The sequence below is a fragment of the Mesorhizobium sp. M0410 genome (assembly GCF_040321435.1).
Classification (GTDB): domain Bacteria; phylum Pseudomonadota; class Alphaproteobacteria; order Rhizobiales; family Rhizobiaceae; genus Mesorhizobium.
Genome location: NZ_JAMYRN010000006.1, coordinates 167,719 through 186,884, shown reverse-complemented (window position 1 = coordinate 186,884; position 19,166 = coordinate 167,719). Strand labels below are relative to the sequence as shown.

Annotated in this window: 17 protein-coding genes; 3 read left to right on the top strand and 14 right to left on the bottom strand. The window is 63.5% G+C overall.

Features of this window, described 5'->3' with window-relative positions; all coding sequences use genetic code 11:
• Positions 1–47: 47 nt before the first annotated feature.
• Entirely contained in the window at positions 48–875 is an 828-nt protein-coding gene (locus NKI63_RS10800; RefSeq protein ID WP_352505766.1) for a helix-turn-helix domain-containing protein, read from the bottom strand.
• A 111-nt stretch (positions 876–986) separates the two neighbouring features.
• The gene (locus NKI63_RS10795) at positions 987–1,157 is read right to left on the bottom strand and encodes a hypothetical protein (RefSeq protein ID WP_254818195.1); all 171 of its coding nucleotides are present in this window, start codon (positions 1,155–1,157) and stop codon (positions 987–989) included.
• 189 nt (positions 1,158–1,346) lie between these two features.
• Here NKI63_RS10795 and NKI63_RS10790 point away from each other — a divergent pair, with 189 nt between their 5' ends.
• Positions 1,347–1,778: a tellurite resistance TerB family protein gene (locus NKI63_RS10790; RefSeq protein ID WP_352505767.1), complete on the top strand. Its 432-nt coding sequence runs from the start codon at positions 1,347–1,349 to the stop codon at positions 1,776–1,778.
• 10 nt (positions 1,779–1,788) lie between these two features.
• On the opposite strand, the gene NKI63_RS10785 is transcribed toward NKI63_RS10790, so the two are convergent.
• The 5 genes from NKI63_RS10785 to NKI63_RS10765 all read right to left on the bottom strand — a co-directional run bounded on the left by NKI63_RS10785 (position 1,789) and on the right by NKI63_RS10765 (position 8,358).
• Entirely contained in the window at positions 1,789–3,411 is a 1,623-nt protein-coding gene (locus NKI63_RS10785) for an ABC transporter ATP-binding protein (protein WP_352505768.1), read from the bottom strand.
• Positions 3,408–4,277: an ABC transporter permease gene (locus tag NKI63_RS10780; protein WP_352505769.1), complete on the bottom strand. Its 870-nt coding sequence runs from the start codon at positions 4,275–4,277 to the stop codon at positions 3,408–3,410. The genes NKI63_RS10785 and NKI63_RS10780 overlap by 4 nt, the downstream gene beginning before the upstream one ends.
• Complete coding sequence (locus NKI63_RS10775) at positions 4,274–5,221, bottom strand: ABC transporter permease (protein ID WP_352505770.1); 948 nt, start codon at positions 5,219–5,221, stop codon at positions 4,274–4,276. Before NKI63_RS10775 ends, NKI63_RS10780 begins: the two co-directional genes overlap by 4 nt.
• A gap of 238 nt (positions 5,222–5,459) precedes the next feature.
• On the bottom strand, positions 5,460–6,938 hold the full coding sequence (locus NKI63_RS10770) for an ABC transporter substrate-binding protein (RefSeq protein WP_352821404.1): 1,479 nt from the start codon (positions 6,936–6,938) through the stop codon (positions 5,460–5,462).
• A gap of 130 nt (positions 6,939–7,068) precedes the next feature.
• Positions 7,069–8,358: an acetylornithine deacetylase/succinyl-diaminopimelate desuccinylase family protein gene (locus tag NKI63_RS10765; protein WP_352505772.1), complete on the bottom strand. Its 1,290-nt coding sequence runs from the start codon at positions 8,356–8,358 to the stop codon at positions 7,069–7,071.
• Between the two features lie 222 nt (positions 8,359–8,580).
• On the opposite strand from NKI63_RS10765, the gene NKI63_RS10760 reads away from it, so the two are divergent.
• Positions 8,581–9,009, top strand: coding sequence for a L,D-transpeptidase (locus NKI63_RS10760; protein ID WP_254818202.1), 429 nt, complete (start codon positions 8,581–8,583; stop codon positions 9,007–9,009).
• A 151-nt stretch (positions 9,010–9,160) separates the two neighbouring features.
• Here NKI63_RS10760 and NKI63_RS10755 read toward each other — a convergent pair whose 3' ends face one another.
• From NKI63_RS10755 to NKI63_RS10725, 7 genes are all read right to left on the bottom strand, one after another.
• Positions 9,161–10,153, bottom strand: a complete 993-nt coding sequence (locus tag NKI63_RS10755) for a lipid A biosynthesis lauroyl acyltransferase (RefSeq protein WP_352505773.1) — start codon at positions 10,151–10,153, stop codon at positions 9,161–9,163.
• Positions 10,154–10,155: 2 nt separating this feature from the next.
• On the bottom strand, positions 10,156–11,184 hold the full coding sequence (locus tag NKI63_RS10750) for a zinc-binding dehydrogenase (RefSeq protein ID WP_352505774.1): 1,029 nt from the start codon (positions 11,182–11,184) through the stop codon (positions 10,156–10,158).
• Positions 11,185–11,220: 36 nt separating this feature from the next.
• Entirely contained in the window at positions 11,221–12,510 is a 1,290-nt protein-coding gene (locus NKI63_RS10745; RefSeq protein WP_352505775.1) for a beta-ketoacyl-ACP synthase, read from the bottom strand.
• Between the two features lie 75 nt (positions 12,511–12,585).
• Positions 12,586–13,773, bottom strand: a complete 1,188-nt coding sequence (locus NKI63_RS10740; RefSeq protein WP_352505776.1) for a beta-ketoacyl-ACP synthase — start codon at positions 13,771–13,773, stop codon at positions 12,586–12,588.
• Positions 13,774–13,812: 39 nt separating this feature from the next.
• Positions 13,813–14,097: an acyl carrier protein gene (locus NKI63_RS10735; RefSeq protein WP_023676462.1), complete on the bottom strand. Its 285-nt coding sequence runs from the start codon at positions 14,095–14,097 to the stop codon at positions 13,813–13,815.
• Between the two features lie 213 nt (positions 14,098–14,310).
• Positions 14,311–14,859, bottom strand: coding sequence for a histidine phosphatase family protein (locus NKI63_RS10730; protein WP_352454578.1), 549 nt, complete (start codon positions 14,857–14,859; stop codon positions 14,311–14,313).
• 106 nt (positions 14,860–14,965) lie between these two features.
• Complete coding sequence (locus NKI63_RS10725) at positions 14,966–17,977, bottom strand: caspase family protein (protein WP_352505777.1); 3,012 nt, start codon at positions 17,975–17,977, stop codon at positions 14,966–14,968.
• 149 nt (positions 17,978–18,126) lie between these two features.
• Between NKI63_RS10725 and NKI63_RS10720 the strand changes: the two genes are divergently transcribed.
• Positions 18,127–19,077: an AEC family transporter gene (locus tag NKI63_RS10720; RefSeq protein ID WP_352505778.1), complete on the top strand. Its 951-nt coding sequence runs from the start codon at positions 18,127–18,129 to the stop codon at positions 19,075–19,077.
• The last annotated feature ends 89 nt before the right edge of the window (positions 19,078–19,166 follow it).

Genomic DNA, 19,166 nt, shown 5'->3' with positions numbered 1-19,166 from the left:
GATCAACCCAGTCTGGGCGAAGGCTGGTTGCGCGTCTTGAAGAAATGTTACCTCGCGGCGACAGTGGTCGGCGTGACGCCTGCGAGGTCGCGGAACTCGCGCACCAGATGCGCCTGGTCGGCATAGCCGCAGTCGGCGGCGATGTCGGCCCAATCACTGTTGGTCTGTCTCGACAGGCCAAGCGCATGGTTGAAACGGACGATGCGCGACAGCGTTTTTGGGCCGGTACCGACTGCGTCCGAAAATTTTCCGGTAAGATGCTTGCGACTCCAGCCAAGCTTTTCGGCCAGCGTCGAGATGCGGGTCCGCCCACGCGTCGAGATGATCGTCTCATAGGCCCAGACCATTTCGGCCTGAGTGCGGTCTGCGCTTACCAACCGATCGCCGACGAAGGCCTCGGCGATGGCAAAGCGTGAGCTCCAATCCGGCGCATTGCCAAGCCTTTCGCGAAGCGCGATGCCTTCGACGCCGAGCACGTCATCCAGGCCGACCATGCGGTCGGTCAGTTCGCTCATCGGGCGGCCGAAGAAGCGACGAGCGCCGAGCGGAGTGAAATTGATCTGCACACAGCAGGCGCCGCCGAAGGATTCGATCACCACCGGCCCGGCATAAAGGCCGGCGGCAAAACTGGCGAAGCGGTCATTGTCGCTGGGGTTCCTGCCGAGCCCGATGGCAAAGGGTTCGGCAAAGCTGATGACCAGCGGCACGGTCAGCGAGGCATATTCGATCGCGCGGAAATGGCTTGGCATGGTTTCGCGAAAGCCGCACATGTCAGTGACGGCGCCCTGAAGCCGATGGCTCGGCGCGCGCCGCACCATCTCGAACTGATCGAGCTCCGGGCTGTCGTGGCGGCCGCCGTCTTCGCTGGTGGGCATTGTGCTTTCCCTGGTCCAGGAATTCTAACAGACCATCCTGCAGAATCAAAAGCGCCCGGCTTTTGGCCGGGCGCTCCGAGTTGCCTGAGATTCCGAATTGTCTGGACGTGTTTAAGCGCCGCGCATCAGACAGCCGGCGGCCAGCACGATGTAGGCGATGACGACAATCCACACAGAAGCCAAAGGGATAAACGCAAGAACGCCAAGCGCGGCGAGAACGCCGATGATGGCGATGACAAGGGATATGATAAAAATAAGCTGGGTAGGTGCACTGAGATTCATGTCCGTCCCTCCTCAACATGATTCGTACAGCGGCATAGTATCAGTCGCACGGTCACACACCAATGAGCGCAGCGGCTTGCCGGATTGGCCGGCAGCTTTCCAGCGAGAAAACATGCGGCTCCAGCACGCGCACCCCCGTTTGCGCCAGGCCGATTCCGCGCTACCTTCCGAACGAATCGGAAGGGGCTGATGGCGATGGGATTGCTGGACCAGATACGCTCGATTTTCGACGGCGACCCCGGCGTGCGCAAGGTGGCGGACGATCCGGTGCTGTCGGCGGAGCTACTGATGCTGTTCCGCATGATCCTGGCCGATGGTTCGGTCAGCGAAAGCGAAATGACCGCCTTCAGGCGTATCTGCCGGGACGCCTTCGGCATTCCCGAAACCAGCGTCGACAGCGTCATCGAATACCTCAACGAATTCGGCTACGAGACCAACGGCTCGCAGGCCATCGCGCAGTTCCGCGACCTCGATGTCGAACGGCGCAAGCTGCTCGCCCGCCATATGGCCGAGATCGCCAAGGCCGATTCGCAACTTGCCGGGAGCGAGATGCAGCTGTTGCGCCGCACCCTCGACCTGCTTGAAATCAGCCCTGCCGATGTGGTGAAGCCGCAAGGCTAACGGTCGCAGCTCACCCCTGTTCCTGCAGCCGTTTCGCGATCGCCCGATGCAAATCGGGAGCGGCGGCGACCAACGCCTTGGCGGCTGCGGATTGCGGGTGGTCGAGCACTTCGCTCGTCCTGCCGCGCTCGACGATCTTGCCGTCATGCATCACCATCACTTCGTCGGTGATGGCGCGGGCGACGGTCAGATCATGGGTGATGAACAGATAGGCGATGCCGAGCTTCTGGTTGAGCTCGGCGAAGAGGTCGAGGATCTGGGCGCGGATCGAGACATCGAGTGCCGAGACCGGCTCGTCGGCGACGACCAGCTTCGGCCGCGTGATGATGGCGCGGGCGATCGACAGGCGCTGACGCTGGCCACCCGAAAACTCATGCGGATACTTGTCCATGTCGCCTGGTGAGAGGCCGACCTCGTGCAGCGCATGCGCCACCATCTCGCGCCGTGCGGCGGGCGCCGGCTTCTTCTCCAGCACATGCAGGGGCTCTGCCACCAATCTTTCGACCTTCTGGCGTGGGTCGAAGGAGCCATACGGGTCCTGGAATACGACCTGCATGTCGCGCCGCGCCGGCTTGAGCTCCGCCTCGCTCTTGCCGGTGAGGGTGTCGCCGCGGAAGCGGATCGTACCGGTCGTCGGCTTGTCCAGTGCCAGGATCATGCGGGCAAGCGTCGACTTGCCACAGCCGGAACGCCCGACCAGTGCCACCGACCGGCCGGGCGCCATCGCGAAGGAGACATCGTCGACGGCGCGGATTGGAGCCGCGCGTTTCAACAGGGATGTGCGCCGTCCCGGATAATCCCGCGTTACGTTCTCTACCTGAAGCAGCGGTTTGGCCGATCCGCTGTCATGTGTGCGGGCCCGCGCCGGCACATGCATCGAGGCCTGCGCCAGCTGTCGCGTGTAGGGATGAAGTTGTTCCGACAGCGTGCGCGCGGTATCGCCGGCCTCCATCACCTCGCCATGGCGCAGGATGGTGATGCGGTCCGCCATCTCGGTCACCACTGCGAGGTCATGCGAGATCAGCAGCAGGCCCATGCGGTTTTCCGCTACGAGATCTCGCAGCAGGTCGAGGATCTGCGCCTGCAGCACCACGTCGAGCGCGGTCGTCGGCTCGTCGGCAATCAGCAGCTTGGGCTTCAGCGCACAGGCGATGGCGATGACGACGCGCTGGCGCTGGCCGCCGGAGAGTTCGTGCGGATAACGCGAGAGCGGGAATTGTGCTGCCGGCAGGCCGACCCGGTCCAGCATTTTTCGCGCCCGTTCCTCGGCGTCGGCGCGGCTCGCCCTGGTGTGCCAGCGAATACCCTCGGCGACCTGCTCGCCGATGGTTTTGACCGGATTGAGCGCCGTCATTGGCTCCTGGAACACCATGCCGATGTCGTCGCCGCGCAGCGCGCACATCTGGTCCTCGCTGGCGGCAAGGATGTCGACGCCGTCGAAGTTGATGCGTCCGCTGGCGCGCGCCGCCCAGGGCAGAAGCTGCATCACCGTGAGCGCTGTCATCGACTTGCCGGAGCCGGATTCGCCAACCAGCCCCATCACTTCGCCCGGCGCGACGGAAAGTTCGATGTCTCTGAGGATACGGGTGCTGCCGATGGTCAGCGACAGCTTCTCGATTTCGAGCAGGCTCATCGCTGCCGCCGCGATTTCGGATCGAGAATGTCGGCAATGCCGTCGCCAAGCAGGTTCAGGCCAAGCACGGTGACGACGATCGCCATGCCTGGAAAGATCGCCATCCAAGGCGCCACCACCATGCGGGTCTGGGCATCGAACAGCATGCGGCCCCAGCTCGGCATTGGCGGCTGGGTGCCCAGCCCGACATAGGAAAGCCCGGCTTCGGCCAGTATGCCCATCGCGAACTGGATGGTGCCTTGCACCAGCAGCAGCGTGGCGATGTTGGGCAGCACATGTTCGATGCTGATCAGCGTCCTGCTCTTGCCGGCGGCGCGGGCGGCGAGGATGAATTCGCGCGGCCAGATCGCCAAGGCGCCGGCCCGGGCGACGCGCGCGAACACCGGGATGTTGAAGATGCCAATGGCAATGATGGCGTTGAACGCGCCCGGCCCGAAGATGGCGGTGATCATAATTGCCGAAAGCAGCGCCGGAAAGGCGAAGACCAAATCGTTCAACCGCATCAGCACGTCGTCGGCGAAGCCGCCGCGCGCCGCGGCAAAGGCGCCGAGCGGTACGCCGACGCCCATGCCGATGCCGACCGCCACCAGCGCCACGGCAATCGAGTTGCGGGCGCCAACCATGATCATCGACAGGATGTCGCGACCGAAATGGTCGGTGCCGAACCAGTGCGCCAGCGACGGCGCCTGGGTCTTGTCGGAAATGACCAGATTGGTGACATCGTAAGGCGTCCAGAAGAACGACAGGATCGCGACCGCCGCCACCAGTGCGGTGATGAAGAAGCCGGCGAGGAACGAACGGTTTCGAAACGCCTTGGCCAGGATGCCGGCAAGGTTCTCGTCGGGGATGTCGATGTGCAGCGTCATTGCCGGCCTCTCAGGCGCGGATCGACCACCGCATAGGAGAGATCGACAACGAAATTGACGATGATGACCGCGGCGACCAGCAACATGACGACGCTCTCAACCACGATCAGGTCACGCTGATTGATCGCCTGGAACACCAGCCGGCCGAGGCCGGGCAAGTAGAAGACGTTCTCGATGATGATGGTGCCGGCAAGCAGGAAAGCGAATTGCAGGCCTAGAATGGTGACCACCGGGATCATGGCGTTGCGCAGCGCATGCCGCCACAAGACAAGGCGATAGGGCAGGCCCTTGGCGCGGGCGGTTCGGATGTAGTCCTCGTTCAGCACTTCGATCAGCGCCGAGCGGGTGACCCGGGCGAGGATCGCCGCCTGTGGCAGAGCGAGGGCGACCGCCGGCAGAAGTAGCGATTTCAGTGCCGGCCAGACGCCGGCGCTCCAGCCGGGAAAGCCGCCGCCCGGCACCAGCCGCAGCCAGACGGCGAACAGATAAATCAGCATCAGCGCAAACCAGAAATTGGGCACGGCGACGCCAAGCTGGGCGGCACCCATCGCGATCGTGTCGCCGGCCCGGCCGCGCCGGCTGGCGGAAAACAGTCCGACCGGAATGGCAATGACGGTGGACAGCGCCAGCGCCATCAGTGCCAGCGGCAGCGAGACGACGAGGCGCTCACGGACCAGATCGATGACCGGCACCGAATAGGTGTAGGAACGGCCGAAATCGAGGCTCAGCAAGCCGCCGGCCCAATGCAGATAGCGCAGCACGACGGGAGCGTTGAGACCCATCTGGTTGCGCAGCAATTCGATCTGGTCGGCACTGGCGTTCAGGCCAAGCATCAGCCGCGCCGGGTCGCCGGGAATGATCTCCAGCACGGCAAAGACCACTATCGAGGCCAGAACCAGCGTGACGACGGCGATGGCGAGCCGCTTGAGGAGGTAGGCGGTCATGGACGTTGAGGAACCGCTGTGTTGGCGAACGCAAAAACCGGGCGAAGCTTGCGTTCCCGCCCACCCTCTGTGCCGGACATCTCCCCCTCAAGCGGGGAGATTGAGCCCTCTTCGCTAACCACTGGCGTTGCAAGGACAGAGCCAGCGTGGAAACGGCCAGTCTCCCCGCTTGAGGGGGAGATGTCCGGCACAGAGAGGGGTGTGACGGAGTGCAACTTTCGCCCCTTCTGTCAGCGCCTCAATCCGTCCACTTCACCTTGGTCAGGTCGTTGGCCTGGATCGGGGCGTTTTCCCACAGGCCCTGCAGTTTGGCGTCCCAGACGCCGACCTTCGGCAATTCGTACAGGAAGCCGACCACGGCGTCATCTGCCAGGACCTTCTGCGCCTCGCCGAGCAGCGTCGTGCGCTTGGCCTCATCGGAGGTAAGGTTCAGCTCCTCGATGATCTTGTCGAAGGCCGGATTGTCGTAATTGAAGTAATAGTCCTTACGCGAATAGATATCGATGTCGTTGGGCTCGGTATGGGAAACGATGGTCAGGTCGTAATCCTTCTTGGTGAAGACCTGGTCCAGCCATTGCGCCCATTCAACCGGTATGATCTCGAGATCGATGCCGATTTCGCGAAGCTCGGAGGCGATGATCTCGCCACCGAGCCGCGCGTAGGAGGGCGGCGGCAGCTTGAGCGTCGCCTCGAAGCCATTCTCCAAGCCGGCTTCCTTCAGCAATTCCTTGGCCTTGTCCACATTGTGAGGATAGAGGCCGGTGAGGTCGACATAGGCTTTGCTGGCGGGCGACATGTGCGAGCCGATCGGCACGCCGAGGCCGGCCGAGGCGCCGTCGATGATCGCCTTGCGATCGAGCGCAAAGGAAATCGCCTGCCTGACCTGCAGCTTGTCGAAGGGCGGCTTCTTGTTGTTGATCGACAGGATGGTTTCACCCTCGGTCGAGCCGATCACCACCTTGAAGCGTGGGTCGTCCTTGACCTGGGCGACGCTGTCGGGGTCGAAGAACGGAAAGGCCTGAACGTCGCCGGAAAGCAGCGCCGGAACGGCGGCGGCGGCATCCGGAATGATGCGGAACTCGGCCTTGTCGAGGAATACCGGGGCGCCCCAGTAATTGTCCGACTTGACCAGCGTGATCGATGAGCCCTTGGCCCAGTTCTGGAACTTGAATGGGCCGGTGCCAACAGGCTTTTCCTTGTTGGTGTCGGCTGTCTCAGGCGCCACGATAACCGCGTCGCCCCAGCCCATATTGTAGAGGAACGAGCCTTGCGGGTTCTTCAGCGTGACCTTCACCGTCGCGGGATCGACAACCTCGACCTTGTCGATGGCGGCAAACAGGCCCTTTTGCGCGTTGACGGAATTGTCGGCGCGGGCACGGTCGAGCGAGAATTTCACGTCGTCGGCGTTGCAGTCGGTGCCGTCATGGAATTTCACGCCGGTATGCAGCTTGAAAATGTAGACCTTGCCGTCGTCGGAAATGCTCCAGCTTTCCGCGAGATCGGGCAGCACTTCGCCGTTCGGGCCGATGCGGGTCAGGCCCTCGAAGACATTGGCATAGAGTACCTCGTCGATTGCCGCGGCGGCACCCGCGGTCGGGTCGAGATGCGGGGGTTCGAGCGTAATGCCGATGACCAGGTCGGTGCGCGCGGCCATCGCCGAGGTTCCGGCGGCCAACGCCAGCGCCGCGGCGGCCAGAATGGTTTTCCACAATTTCATCGTGCAACTCCCCATGTCTAAAACACGTGCTCAAACCCGGCCGGATAGAAGCGTGAATTCGCCGCCGAGTAAATTGCGTTTCGTCCCGTCGGCGGTCGCCGGGAGGAATGTTTTTTCGCCCAAGGCCGGATCATCGCGGGCCGGCGTCCCTCAGCAGAACGTCGAGGCCGATCGCCATCACCTTTGCCGAGTCCAGCATATCGGCAATGCCGACCCATTCATCGGGCCGGTGGGCGAGATCGAGGATGCCCGGGCCATAGGCGATGCAGTCATAGATGTGGCCGATACGGGCGATGTGCTTCTGGTCGTAAGTGCCGGGCGAAATCACGTAATCCGGTTCGCGGTCGAATATCTCCATGATGCCTTGCGCGACCGCCTTAACCACCGGCGCGTCGCGCTCGGTCATCAGCGGCAGCACCTCCATCAGATCGCGGATTTCGTAGTCGAACTTTTTGCGCTCGCGCTTCAGCCGTTCGAGGATATCGGTCACCTCGCTCTTGACCGTAGCGAGATCCTCTTCGAGCAGGAAGCGGCGGTCGATGGTCAGCCGGCAGGAATCGGGCACGTTGGGCGAGGGCAGGCCGGGCCGGAAATCCTCCGTCTGGCCGCCATGGACCGAGTTGATGTTCATGGTTGAGCGTTTTGCGCCTTCGGGCACGACCGGCATGCACGTCATCTTGCGGTCGAGCGCCGGAAACAATTCGTCCTCGAAGGCGCGCAGCACGGCGCCCATATGGCGCACCGCATTGTCGCCGAGGAACGGCATCGAGCCGTGCGCGATCTCGCCCCTGGTCTCGATCTCCGCCCACCAGACGCCGCGATGGCCAAGGCAGATGCGATCCTTGTTGAGCGGTTCGGGAATGATGACGTGGTCGACCTTCGGCCTGGAGAAATAGCCGAGCTTGGCCAGATGCGCGACGCCGCCAAAGCCGCCGGACTCCTCGTCGACCGTGCCTGAAATCTCGATGGCGCCGGGAAAATCGGGAAAGACCTCCATGAAGGCTTCAGCGGCGATGATCGAGGCGGCAAGCCCGCCTTTCATGTCGCAAGCGCCGCGGCCATAGACCTTGCCATCCCTGACGATGCCGGCGAATGGATCGAGACTCCAGCCGTCGCCGGGCTCGACGACGTCGATATGCGAATTGAAGTGCACGCAAGCACCCGGCGCCCGGCCATCGAAGCGGGCGACGACATTGACGCGCGGGTAATGGTCAGTGTCGCCAGGCGTGCCCTCGGCACGGATGAATTCCGTCTCAAAACCACGCTTCTTCAGCCGCGCGCCGATATATTCGGCACATGGCCGATAGGCTTCGCCGGGCGGATTGATGGTCGGAAAGCGGATCAGATCCGCAGCCAGTGCAACCAGATCATCGGCTCGGTCATCGATAGCCTTGAGGAGCCGTTCGTTCGGTTCGTTCATTCGGCGAATTGAGCAGCGGATGAGGGGGTTTTGCAAGCCCGATGGCGAATTGCCAGGCGATTGCGTGTCGTTACGGCAACTATTGCGGGAAATCGTTCAAATTCGCTGCTTGGGATTGGTGAAATCGTCAGGGAGTAAGTGTTAGCTCGCTGGCTTGCCATCAAAACGCTGGGGAACAGCGTGAGGGCAGGCAGGCAAGGGGCATCAAAGGGGTTTGATTGCATGAAAAACACTGTTCTCATGGCAGCGGCATTAGTAGCGATGCTGTTCGGTTCGTCGTTCGAGAGTCGTGCGGCCAGCCTGGTCGCGAACATCGATATTTCCTCACAGACGATGACGGTAAGATACGGGCTGTCGTATTACCGGTGGAGCGTTTCCACCGCCCGCAAAGGCTACATCACGCCACGCGGCAGCTATCGTCCACAGCGGACGGCCCGGATGTGGTATTCGCGCAAATACGACATGTCGCCGATGCCCTATTCGGTGTTCTTCCGCGGCGGCTATGCCATCCACGGCACCGGCGCGATCCGGCAATTGGGGCGCCCGGCATCGCATGGCTGTGTGCGCCTTCACCCCAGCAACGCGGCCGCATTCTATTCGATGGTGCGCAAAGCCGGCTTCGGCAATACGCGGATCCTCGTGACGAATTAGGGTCTGCTCCCCGGCCCGCAACAAAAAACCCGCCGGAGCGGCGGGTTCGTCGGAGCCAAATAGCACCATAACTAAATTTGTAGCATAGCTGCCGGCACAAAGCAAGAACAAAAATACGTCAGTAGCGGAAAACGCTTGCTATGGTTTCCGCTCAAGCGGCTTTGTCGCGCATTGTCACCGGCCGACGCTTTTTGCGCTTGCTGATCTCCCAGCGCTTGTGGAACCACATCCACTGGCCGGGGTCTTCGCGCACCCAGCGCTCGACGACGTCGTTGAGAAGCTGGGTGGTGGCGGGGACGTCGACACTGCCGCCGGCGGTGCGCGGCAAGGTGAGCTTGTCCTCGATCTCGAGCCGGAAACGATTGTTCGGCAAGCGCACGCAGCGCGCCGGGTAGACATCGCAATCGTAGTGCCGCGCCAGGGTGCCGAGGACCCGGTTGCTCTCGCAGGGGCGGCCGAAGAATGTCGTCTCGAGCCCGCCGGTGAATTTCTGGTCGACTAGCACGCCGATATTGCCGCCCTTCTCCAGGACGGCCGCAAGCGCGAACGAGGCACCGGTCGAAGACGGCAGCAGCGATCCCATGCTCGAGCGGCGGGTCGAGAGGATGTAGTCGGCGAGGTAAGGGTTGTTGGGCGGGCGAAACAGCGCCGTGATATTCATGCCGAAAGTCGCCGCCGCCACCGGCAGCAGTTCGAAATTGCCGAGATGCCCGGTGAAGACGATATGCGGCTTGTCCTCGCCCGCGATGCGCACGAAATGCTCCACGCCCTTGACCTCGACGCGGCCTGGCTTCGTCGCAGTGGGATCGTAGTCGAACAAAGCATCGAGAAAAATGTATTCGGCGGCCAGGCGGGCCATGTTGCCCCACATGTCGGAAGCGATCGCTTCGATCTCGGCATCGCTTTTTTCCGGATAGGCCTGGCGCAGATTGTCGACCGCAACCTGATGGCGCGCCACCCAAGGGCCGATGCGGCGGGCGGCGCGGTCGGCAAAATTGAGCGCGCTGTCGGGCGGCAGCAGGCGCAGCGCGGAGATGATGATCATCGCGACCCGCGCGACCAGCCAGTAATTGAACTGGCGAAGCCGCCTGCCATAGCGGAATCCCAGGTCCCTGCGGATCTTCTTGAAGGCGTTGCCGATCATTCTCAGCCGACGCGCAGGATGATCTTGCCGAAGACGTCGCGGCCTTCCATGCGTTTCAGCGCCGCATCGATGCCGTCGAAGCCGACCTCGGTGTCGATCACCGGCGCGACCAGGCCCGCCGCCATCTTCTGCATGGCGTCGGCCATGTTTTCCATGCGGCAGCCGAACGAGCCTAGCAGCTTCAGCTGCTGCTGGAACAACTGCATCAAATTGATCTGCGTCGACACGCCCGAGGTCGAGCCGCAGGTGACCAGCCGACCGCCGCGTTTGAGGCACAGCATCGAGGCGGCAAAGGTGTCGGCGCCGACATGCTCGAACACCACGTCGACGCCCTTCTTCTTGGTCAGCTTGCGCACGACGCCTTCGAAGCGGTCGTCGCGGTAATTGATGACGTGGTCGGCGCCGAGCGCCTTGGCCTTGTCGATCTTGTCGTTCGAGCCGACGGTGGTGATGACCGTGCAGCCCATCTTCTTGGCCAGCTGAATCGCGGCGGAGCCGATGCCGGAGCCGCCGGCATGGACCAGTATCGTCTCGCCGGACTGCAGCCGGGCATTGTCGAACAGCATGTGCTCGACCGTGCCGAAGGTGACAGGCGCCACCGCCGCGCCGATTTCGCTCACGCCGGGCGGAACTGGGACCAGAAGGCGCGCCGGCAGGTTGATCTTTTCCTGCGCAAAGCCGTCGAGATGGAAGCCGTGCACGCCCGAAACATGCTCGCAGAGATTGTCGCGGCCTTCGCGGCAGGCGCGGCAAAGCCCGCAGGTGCGGGCGCCATAGATCGAGACCAATTGCCCGGGCACAAGGCTGGAAACGCCGGGGCCGACCGCCTCGACCTCGCCCGAGGCCTCGGCGCCGACGACCAGCGGCAGCTTGCGCTTGGCAAAAGCCATGCCGCGCCAGCCCCAGACGTCGATGTGGTTCAGCGCCACGGCCTTGATGCGCAGCGTCACCTCGCCTAGCGCAGGTTGCGGCGGGGGCGGCAGGTCCACCGTTTCAAGGCGGCGGTCCTCGATAAGTTGCAATGCGCGCATGGTGCCTGTCGGTTCAGTCTGGCTGAAAAAGGTCGCTTAGACCGGTTCCCGCGCCATGACAAGGCAGGTGTTCTGGCCGCCGAAGCCGAAGGAGTTCGACAGGACCGTGCCGACCTCGGCGTTGCGCTTGGTGTTCGGCACCACGTCGAGGACGATCGCCGGGTCGGGATTGTCGTAGTTGATGGTCGGCGGAATGACGCTTTCGCGCATCGTCATCAGCGAAAATGCTGCCTCGACAGCACCGGCAGCCGATAGGGTATGGCCGATCATCGACTTGTTCGACGAGACCGGCATTGACGAGATCCGCTCGCCGAACACCGTCGACAGCGACAAATGCTCCATCTTGTCGTTTTCGGGCGTCGAGGTGCCATGGGCGTTGACATAATCGATCCCGTCCTCGCTCAAGCCGGCATCGGCAAGAGCGGCGCGCACCGCCGCGATCGCCGGCGAACCGTCCGGCTTAGAGCGGGTGCGATGGAAGTCGTCGGCCTTTTCGCCGCAGCCGCGCAATATGCCGAGAACGGTGGCGCCGCGGGCAAGTGCTGCCTCCAGCGATTCCAGCACAAGGGCGCCCGAGCCTTCGGCGAGCACGAAGCCGTCGCGATCCTTGGAGAAGGGTTTTGAGGCCTTTTCAGGGATGTCGTTATGGGTGGAGAGCGCCGATAGAAGCGAGAAGCGGATCAGCGCCTCGGCGGTCGCCGAGCCGTCGGCGCCGATCGACAGCGCCCTGTCGCATTCGCCGCGGCGGATCGCCTCGACGCCGAGCTGGATCGAGGTGGCGCCCGAAGCGCACGCGGTCGACAGCGTAATCGGCAGGCCGCGCGTGCCGAAACGGTCGGCAAGCCGGTCGGCAATCGAGCCGAACTGGGTGGTCTCGAAGATGTCGAGTTCTCTGAGGCCGCGCGCTACCCGCAGCAGCCTTTCGGCGCCGGAATCGTGCCTGTCTGAATTATTGGGCTTGTCGGAATTGTAGAGCGAAAAGCGCTCGCTCCAGTCGAGCTCGACCGGCGGCGAAGCGAGGAACAGCGGTCCGCCGAAATCGCCGGCATCGAGGCCCGCCTCCGACATCGCTTCCTGGGCGGCGGTTTCGGCAAGCTCATAGGTGAGGAGACTGGCGCCCTTGGAGCTCGACGGCAGGAAGTCGACCATGCCGGAGATGCGGGTGTTGAGATGATCGACCGGGAAGCGGGTGATCGGATGGATGCCGGATTTGCCCGATGTCAGCGCCGCCCAATTGTCGGCCTTGCCGACACCGAGCGACGTCACCACGCCGATGCCGGTGACCGCGACGATCGGCCTGCCCATATGGTCGTTCAGATTGGCCATTTGTTGTCCAAAAACCTGTTTCTCTTGGAGCGTCGCATCGCCCGAAAACCGCGTCACACTTTTCGGTCCGATGCTCTAGGCGGCTTTGATCAGCGCCATACCCTCGAATTGGTGATAGCCGATCGCCGTTGCAAGGACGGTCTTCGGGACACCGGCAAACGGTTTTTCGACTGTGGCGTCGAACACAGGGTAGGCGGCCTTGCGGTCGACAGCCAGTACCGCCAGCGCAACGGCAAAGGGGAACTGCGCTTCCTTCATGTGGCCGGTCAGCGTCGAAAAGCCGCGTGCGGCGATCGCCGGATTGGCGTCGAGCGCCGATTTCTCGGCGGCGGTCGCGGCATGGGCGCCCGAAGCGCCGGAGATCGCGAGCAGCTCGCCATTCGGCAATGCGGCCTGCTTCAGCAGCGCGGCGATCTCACCGTCGAGTTCGCCCCGCCGGCGCTTGGCACGGCCGGACAGGATCGGGCCGAGTTCCGCATAGATCTTCCGGCCACGGCTTTCCGCATGCTCGCGCTGCTCCAGAACGAGAAACGCGCCGCCGGATCCGGTCACCACGCCGCCGCCCTCGGCACCTTGCCTTTGCCAGACCGGCGTCCACGGACCGCGATGCAGGTAGCCGGCCAGTTCATAGCCGAGCAGCATGTCGGAGTGTTCGGTCTGGAAAGCGCCGCCGACCAGTATATGCGTCGACTGGCCGGAGCGGATGCGCGCGGCCGCCGTCTCGACAGCGGCAACGCCGGCACCTTCCTCGCCCATGAAGGTGCGCGATGATCCCGTCACCTTATGGACGATCGAGATGTTGCCGGCGAGCAGGTTGGAGAGCTGTGCCAGAAACAGCGTCGGGCGCAATTCCGTGGTAAGCTTCTCGTTGAGCAGCACGTCGCGGTCATTGCGGCTTTCCGATGCCGCGAGAATGGCCGCGTCGACCGCCTCGTCGCGCTCGCCGCCGCCGGCGGCCACCACCATGTCCATGGTCGCGCAGAGTTCGTCATTGCCCTTGATGCCGGCATCGTCGAGCGCAAGGCCGGCCGCATAGGTGCCGAGCCTCTGCCAGGTCTCCATCTGCCGCTGGTCGCCACGCTTGGCGATCTGCAGGTTCCAGTCGATCTCCGGCAGCGGGTGGACCGTATAGGGCGAGAAGCGCGAGGCCTCCAGAACCGGTTCAAGGCGCGGCTGGACGAGCTTTTGCCAATGCGCATCCGGACCCTCGCCCAGTGACGAGACAAGGCCGATGCCTGATATGACGACGTCGCGGGGGTTCATGGGCGGCTGTTGTGGGTGAGGGCGCGTCAAGCGCAGTGCTTAGATGGCGTTCTTGGCGGCGACGAGCGCGTCGATCTTGGCGCACAGGTTCTTCATGACGAAATAGTCGTCGGTCGAGGCCTTGCCGTCATTGACCTCCTGCGTCCACTTTTCCAATGGCACCTTGATGCCGAATTCCTTGTCAATGGCAAAGACGATGTCGAGGAAGTCGAGGCTGTCGATGCCGAGATCGTCGATGGTGTGGCTTTCGGGCGTGATCGTCTCGATGTCGATCTCGCTGGTGTCGGCGATGATCTTGGCGACTTTGTCGAACGTGGTGGACAAGGGCTTTTCCTTCGATTGCGGGCGGAATCTGTCCGCATGTGTTTTGGGCTGTCTAATCGGTTTTTCCGGGCAGGAAAAGGCCTGATACGCCGGGCGCAGATGGGATTGATGTTCTGGCAGAGCAAGATGAGATCGGAATCCAACCACGGCTTCTCGTGGCAGTGGCATTTCGGCAACACCTATCTCGCTCGACGCGAGGAGCGACCGGCCCGGTCAGAAGGTAACGCGGCCGAGCACGCGCAATCCGTCGCCTTGCGGCTCGACGACCACGGCTTCGCCTTCGCGCGGCGAGATGCCGGTCAATTCCTTGATGTCTTCGAGATGCGTGACCATGACCAGATTGTCGGAGCCGGAATAGCCGCGGATCTCTGCCAGGATCGCAGCGATCTGAGCGGCCTTCTCCTTTTCGTCGGTCTTCAGCAGGTCAAGCGGTGCGAACGGCTCCGGTTCGCTTTCGAAAGCTATGCGCGCGGTTTCGAGGCAGCGGCAATAGCGGCTGGACAGCACGCGCTCGACCGGTGCCGCGCGGGCGCCAAACAGCGCGCCGATCTTGCGCGCCTGTTGCTTGCCGCGCTCAGAGAGATTGACCTGGGTGGCGCATTTGCCGAGGTCGAAATTGGCCGCATCGGTGGTGCCGGTGACCATGGCATGGCGAAGCAGCACCACATGCCCGCCGTCGCGCAGCAGCGCCCAGCCGGCTTCCGTCGCATGGGCTGTGGCGGAAACGGCAAGCAACAGCAGCGCCAGCACAAATCGAAGCATCAGACATCCTTTTCGGGTGACCGGCAGGCAGGTCCCCGGTGACCGGCATATAGGGACGGCAAAGCCGGCTGAAAGACAAGCCGAGTGCAACCTGCGGCCGAGACGCCTATTTCTTCGCTATCTGCTTCTTCACCAGATCGATCTTGCGGTCGGTCAGCGGGATGGGGAGTGTATAGCCAGCATCGGTAAAGCCCTGCTTGGCGTTCTCGAAGAATTCGATCGCCTTTTGGTATTCGGCATTGCCACCGCCATAGCTGCCGCGGTTCCAGTGGACGTCGCCGAGATTGTTCTGCTCGAAGGCCCATTGCATCGGCTGGCTTTCGCGGGTGAAGACCTTGAGCGTTGCCTCGAAGGCGGCTTCGGCTTCGTCCAGATATTTGCCGGTGCGTTCGAGATTGCCTAGATTGATCAGGCTCATGCCGATGCCGTTCTGCGCGTTCGCCCAGTCGACGGGCGAGGTCTCGAAGGTCAGCACCTCCAGCGCTGCCCGGCGCGCGGCGATCGAAGCGGCCAGTTTGCGGGGATCGGCCTCGCTCATGCTCAGCCATTGCAGCGCCGAGCCTAGACCGGCCTGCGCCAGTGCCCATTGCCGCGGCGTCGTCTCGCGCTTGTATTCGCGAAGTGCATCGCGATAGGCCTCGATCGCCTCCTCGTAATGCACCGGCTTGTCGGTCACGCCGCCGAGCAGTTGCAGCGTGTTGCCGAGATTGTAGTGGGTCATCGCCCAGTCGAGCGGAAACTCCTTCTTGGTGTAGACGCGCCGTGCCGCCCGGTATGCGGCCGCCGATTGCTCAAGCCTGGCAGGATCGCGCGTGCGCTGGCCGAGCGTCTGGTAGATCGAGCCGAGATTGTTCTCCGCCGAAGCCCAATCCGTCGGAAAACGTTGGCGTGTGAATATGGTCAGCGCGTCGCCATAGGCGGCAGCCGCCTCTTCGAGCAGGCCGGTGCCGAGATCGAAACGGGCAGCACTGCTCAGCGCGTTACCCAGATTGAGACGGCTGCTCGCCCAGGAGAGCGGGAAGGTGTCGCGTGTGCGGATTTCGAGCGCGGCGCGGAATGCCGCGGCTGCCTCGTCGATTTTTGCCTTGTCGTTGCGTTGCGTGCCGAGAGACACCAGCGTGTTGCCGAGATTGTTCTGGACCATCGCCCACTGAACGGGCGCCTTTTCGCGCGTGTATTCTTCAAGCGCCAGCCGGTAGGCGGCCTCGGCCTCGGTCAGGCGCTCGCCGTCCGGTTCGCGCTCCGAAAGCGCGTAAAGCGCAAGGCCAAGGTTGCTTTGCGAGGCGGCCCAGTCCAGCGGGACTTTGTCGCGGGGCCGCTTCTCCAGCGTGGCGCGCATCGCCACCACCGCCTCATTCAGGCGTTTCGGGTCGCTCTCGCGTTCGCCGATCTTCAACAGCACATTGGCCAGGTTGTTCTGGGCCGCGGCCCAGTTGATGTCGTCCTTCTCGCGCTCGAACACGGCAAGCGAATCGCGAAAGATTTTCGCTGCCTCTTCCAGCCGGTCGGTTTCGCGCTCGCGCTCGCCGATCGTCTGCAGCACCACCGCCATGTTGTTGCGGGTGATCGCCCAGTCGCGGTTCTGCTCGCCATTGGGGATGAAGTTCAGGATGACGCGGTAGGCGTCGATAGCGTGCTGCAGCGCTTGCCTGTCGCCGGTGGCGTTGCCATGCGCGTTGAGCGCTTCCGCCTCCTGGTTCTTGTAGTTCCAGCGCAGCCTGTCGTCCCATCTCTCGACCAGCGAGAAGGCCTCGCCGTAGTCGTTGGCGGCCGACAGATAGTCGAAGACCAGCGCCGAAGCGTCGGCGCGCCTGGCATAGATCGCCGCGTCGGCAAGACGCTTCTGCCTGACCAGATCCTCTGCCCGATCGACCACGCCGCTGGCCTGCTCGACCCGGCCCACCGCCTGGTCGAGGAAGTTGCGCGCGGTGACGATGGCGCCCTGGCCGATCGCTTTGTCGGCCGAGGCGACGAGGCGGCTGATCTCGGGGTCGTCGGTGCGCAGCGCGTTGCGCTCGGAGATCATCTTCTTCAGGCGCTCGGCCTGCGCATCAAGCAGCTTTTGCAGGTCGGTGGGGTCCTCCGGCATCTTTTCGGTGCCGAGCGCCTTCAGCACGCCATAAAGCGCGTCGAGCGGCACGCCGTCCTGCAGCGAGGCCAGTTCGACCTGTGCCCGCTTGGGGTTCGGCAACTCGGCGATCGTCAGCAGCAATTGCCGCCGCTCGCCGGTGATCAGGTCGTCGTCGCCGGTCGGCTCCTGCGGTGCAACGCCGAAATAGAGCAGCCGGCGCAGGCTTTCATTGACCCATGGCCGCTGCCTTGCCTTGGTGTCGAGATAGACCTCCTCGGTCACCATGCGCATGACCGAGCCGAACTCGGTGCCCTTCATTGCCGCTAGGTGGCGCAGAAGTGCCGCTGCGTAGGGGCTGTTTTCGCCGACGATGCCGTCGAGTGCCGGCCGCCCCGGCTCGGCGGCAAAGCCGATCACCGTTCCCAGATTTTCCGTCGCGGTCGCGTTTGCCAGTGCCCTGGCACCGCGCACCGGCTCCAATCCGCCGGCGCTGATCGGGGAGGCCGAGGCCGTCGGCGCCCGGCGCAGCACCGCATCCGCCGGAAACGGGTTGGTGCGGCAGGCATCGAGCAACATGATCGTTACCGGCACGGTCGTCTTCAATTCGTCCATGACGGCGGAGATCGGCACCAGGGCCTGATCGGCGTCCTTCAATGAAGAAACGTCGGCGTCGACCGGCACCAGATAGTTTTCGCCGCCGGCCTCGATGCCGTGGCCGGAATAGTAGATCAAGGCGACGTCGGCGTCCTCTGCATCCTCGGCGAAACGCTCGAGGTCGCGCTTCAGCTTTGCCGTGTCGCGGTCGGTTACACTGCGCGCGTCGAAGCCGAGGTCGGTCAGCATCTTGGCGATGTCGCGGGCGTCGTTGGCGGGGTTGGGAAGAGCCGCTATGTGCTGGTATTTCGACTGGCCGACGATCAGCGCCACACCCTTGAGGCTCGCCGGCTCCGCGGCATGAGCCGAGGTCACCACGAGGCAAAGCATGGCGCCGACGAAAGCCGTCAGCCACGCCTGCTTGAAGAAGTGCTGATTTCCGACAAGGCCCATTCGCCGCGTGTCCCCCGACAACCCTGTATAGCGCTGGCATCCAACCATGAGCAAATTCGGGCAAGATCCGAGCGGCCGGATTGTTGGCCGGTACATTCGCGAGGGAAGGGCGATTGCGCCGCGCTCAGGGCTCGCCTATCACGGGAAAAATGTCTCCGCTTACCGAAACCGTCCTCTTCGTCTTCAGTCTCGTCGGGCTCGGCTATCTTGCCGGGTTGACCGGCTATTTGAAGCCGGCGAGCGGCGAGGGCGTATCCGAATTCGCCATCAACGTGGCAATGCCGCTTTTGCTGTTCCAGACCATGGTAAAGGCCGATTTCCACGGCGTGGCGCCGTGGTCGCTGTGGGGCGCTTATTTCGCGGCGGTCGCGCTCACCTGGGCCACCGGCCATCTGGTTGTTACGCGCATCTTCGGGCGGGACGCCCGCGCCGGCGTCGTCGGCGGCGTATCGTCGTCCTTCTCCAACGTCGTCCTGCTCGGCGCGCCCTTCATCATCGGCGTGTTCGGGCCGGCCGGGTTCGAAGTGCTGTCACTGCTCGTCTCCATTCACCTGCCGGTGATGATGATGGCCTCGATAATCCTGTTCGAGATGTTCGGCCGCGGCGGCAGCGAGCCTGTGCATCCGGTCCGTGTCGTCAGGAGCTTTCTCAGGAGGGTAATCATCAATCCGCTGATCATCGGCATACTGGCCGGGCTGGCGTGGCGCTTCACCGGTGCGCCGCTGCCGGTGCTTGCGACGCGGCTGAGCGACGCGCTGGCCGGCACGGCCGCCCCGGTTGCGCTGTTTGCCATGGGGCTCAGCCTGCGCCGCTTTGGCATCTCCGGCAATGTAAGGCCGGCGCTGGCGCTGTCGGCGCTGAAACTGTTCCTGATGCCGGCGCTGGTTCTCGGCCTGGTGTGGCTGATCGGCCTGCCGCCATTGACGGCCAAGGTGGCGGTGATGGTTGCGGCGTTGCCGTCCGGCATCAATTCCTATCTCATCGCGGTGCAGTTCAACACCGGCCAGGCGCTGGCGTCGAACCAGATGACCATCGCCACCGCCTGTGCTGTCGTGACCACTGCGTTTTGGCTGACGGTGGTCGTCCATGTTTTTGGGTAGGGTATGTCGATATTCAGGTGATGCCGGCCTGCGAATGGCGGTTTCCTGCGCTTCCGGTACTCACGGACCCGAATGTCCGCTCCGTTCCG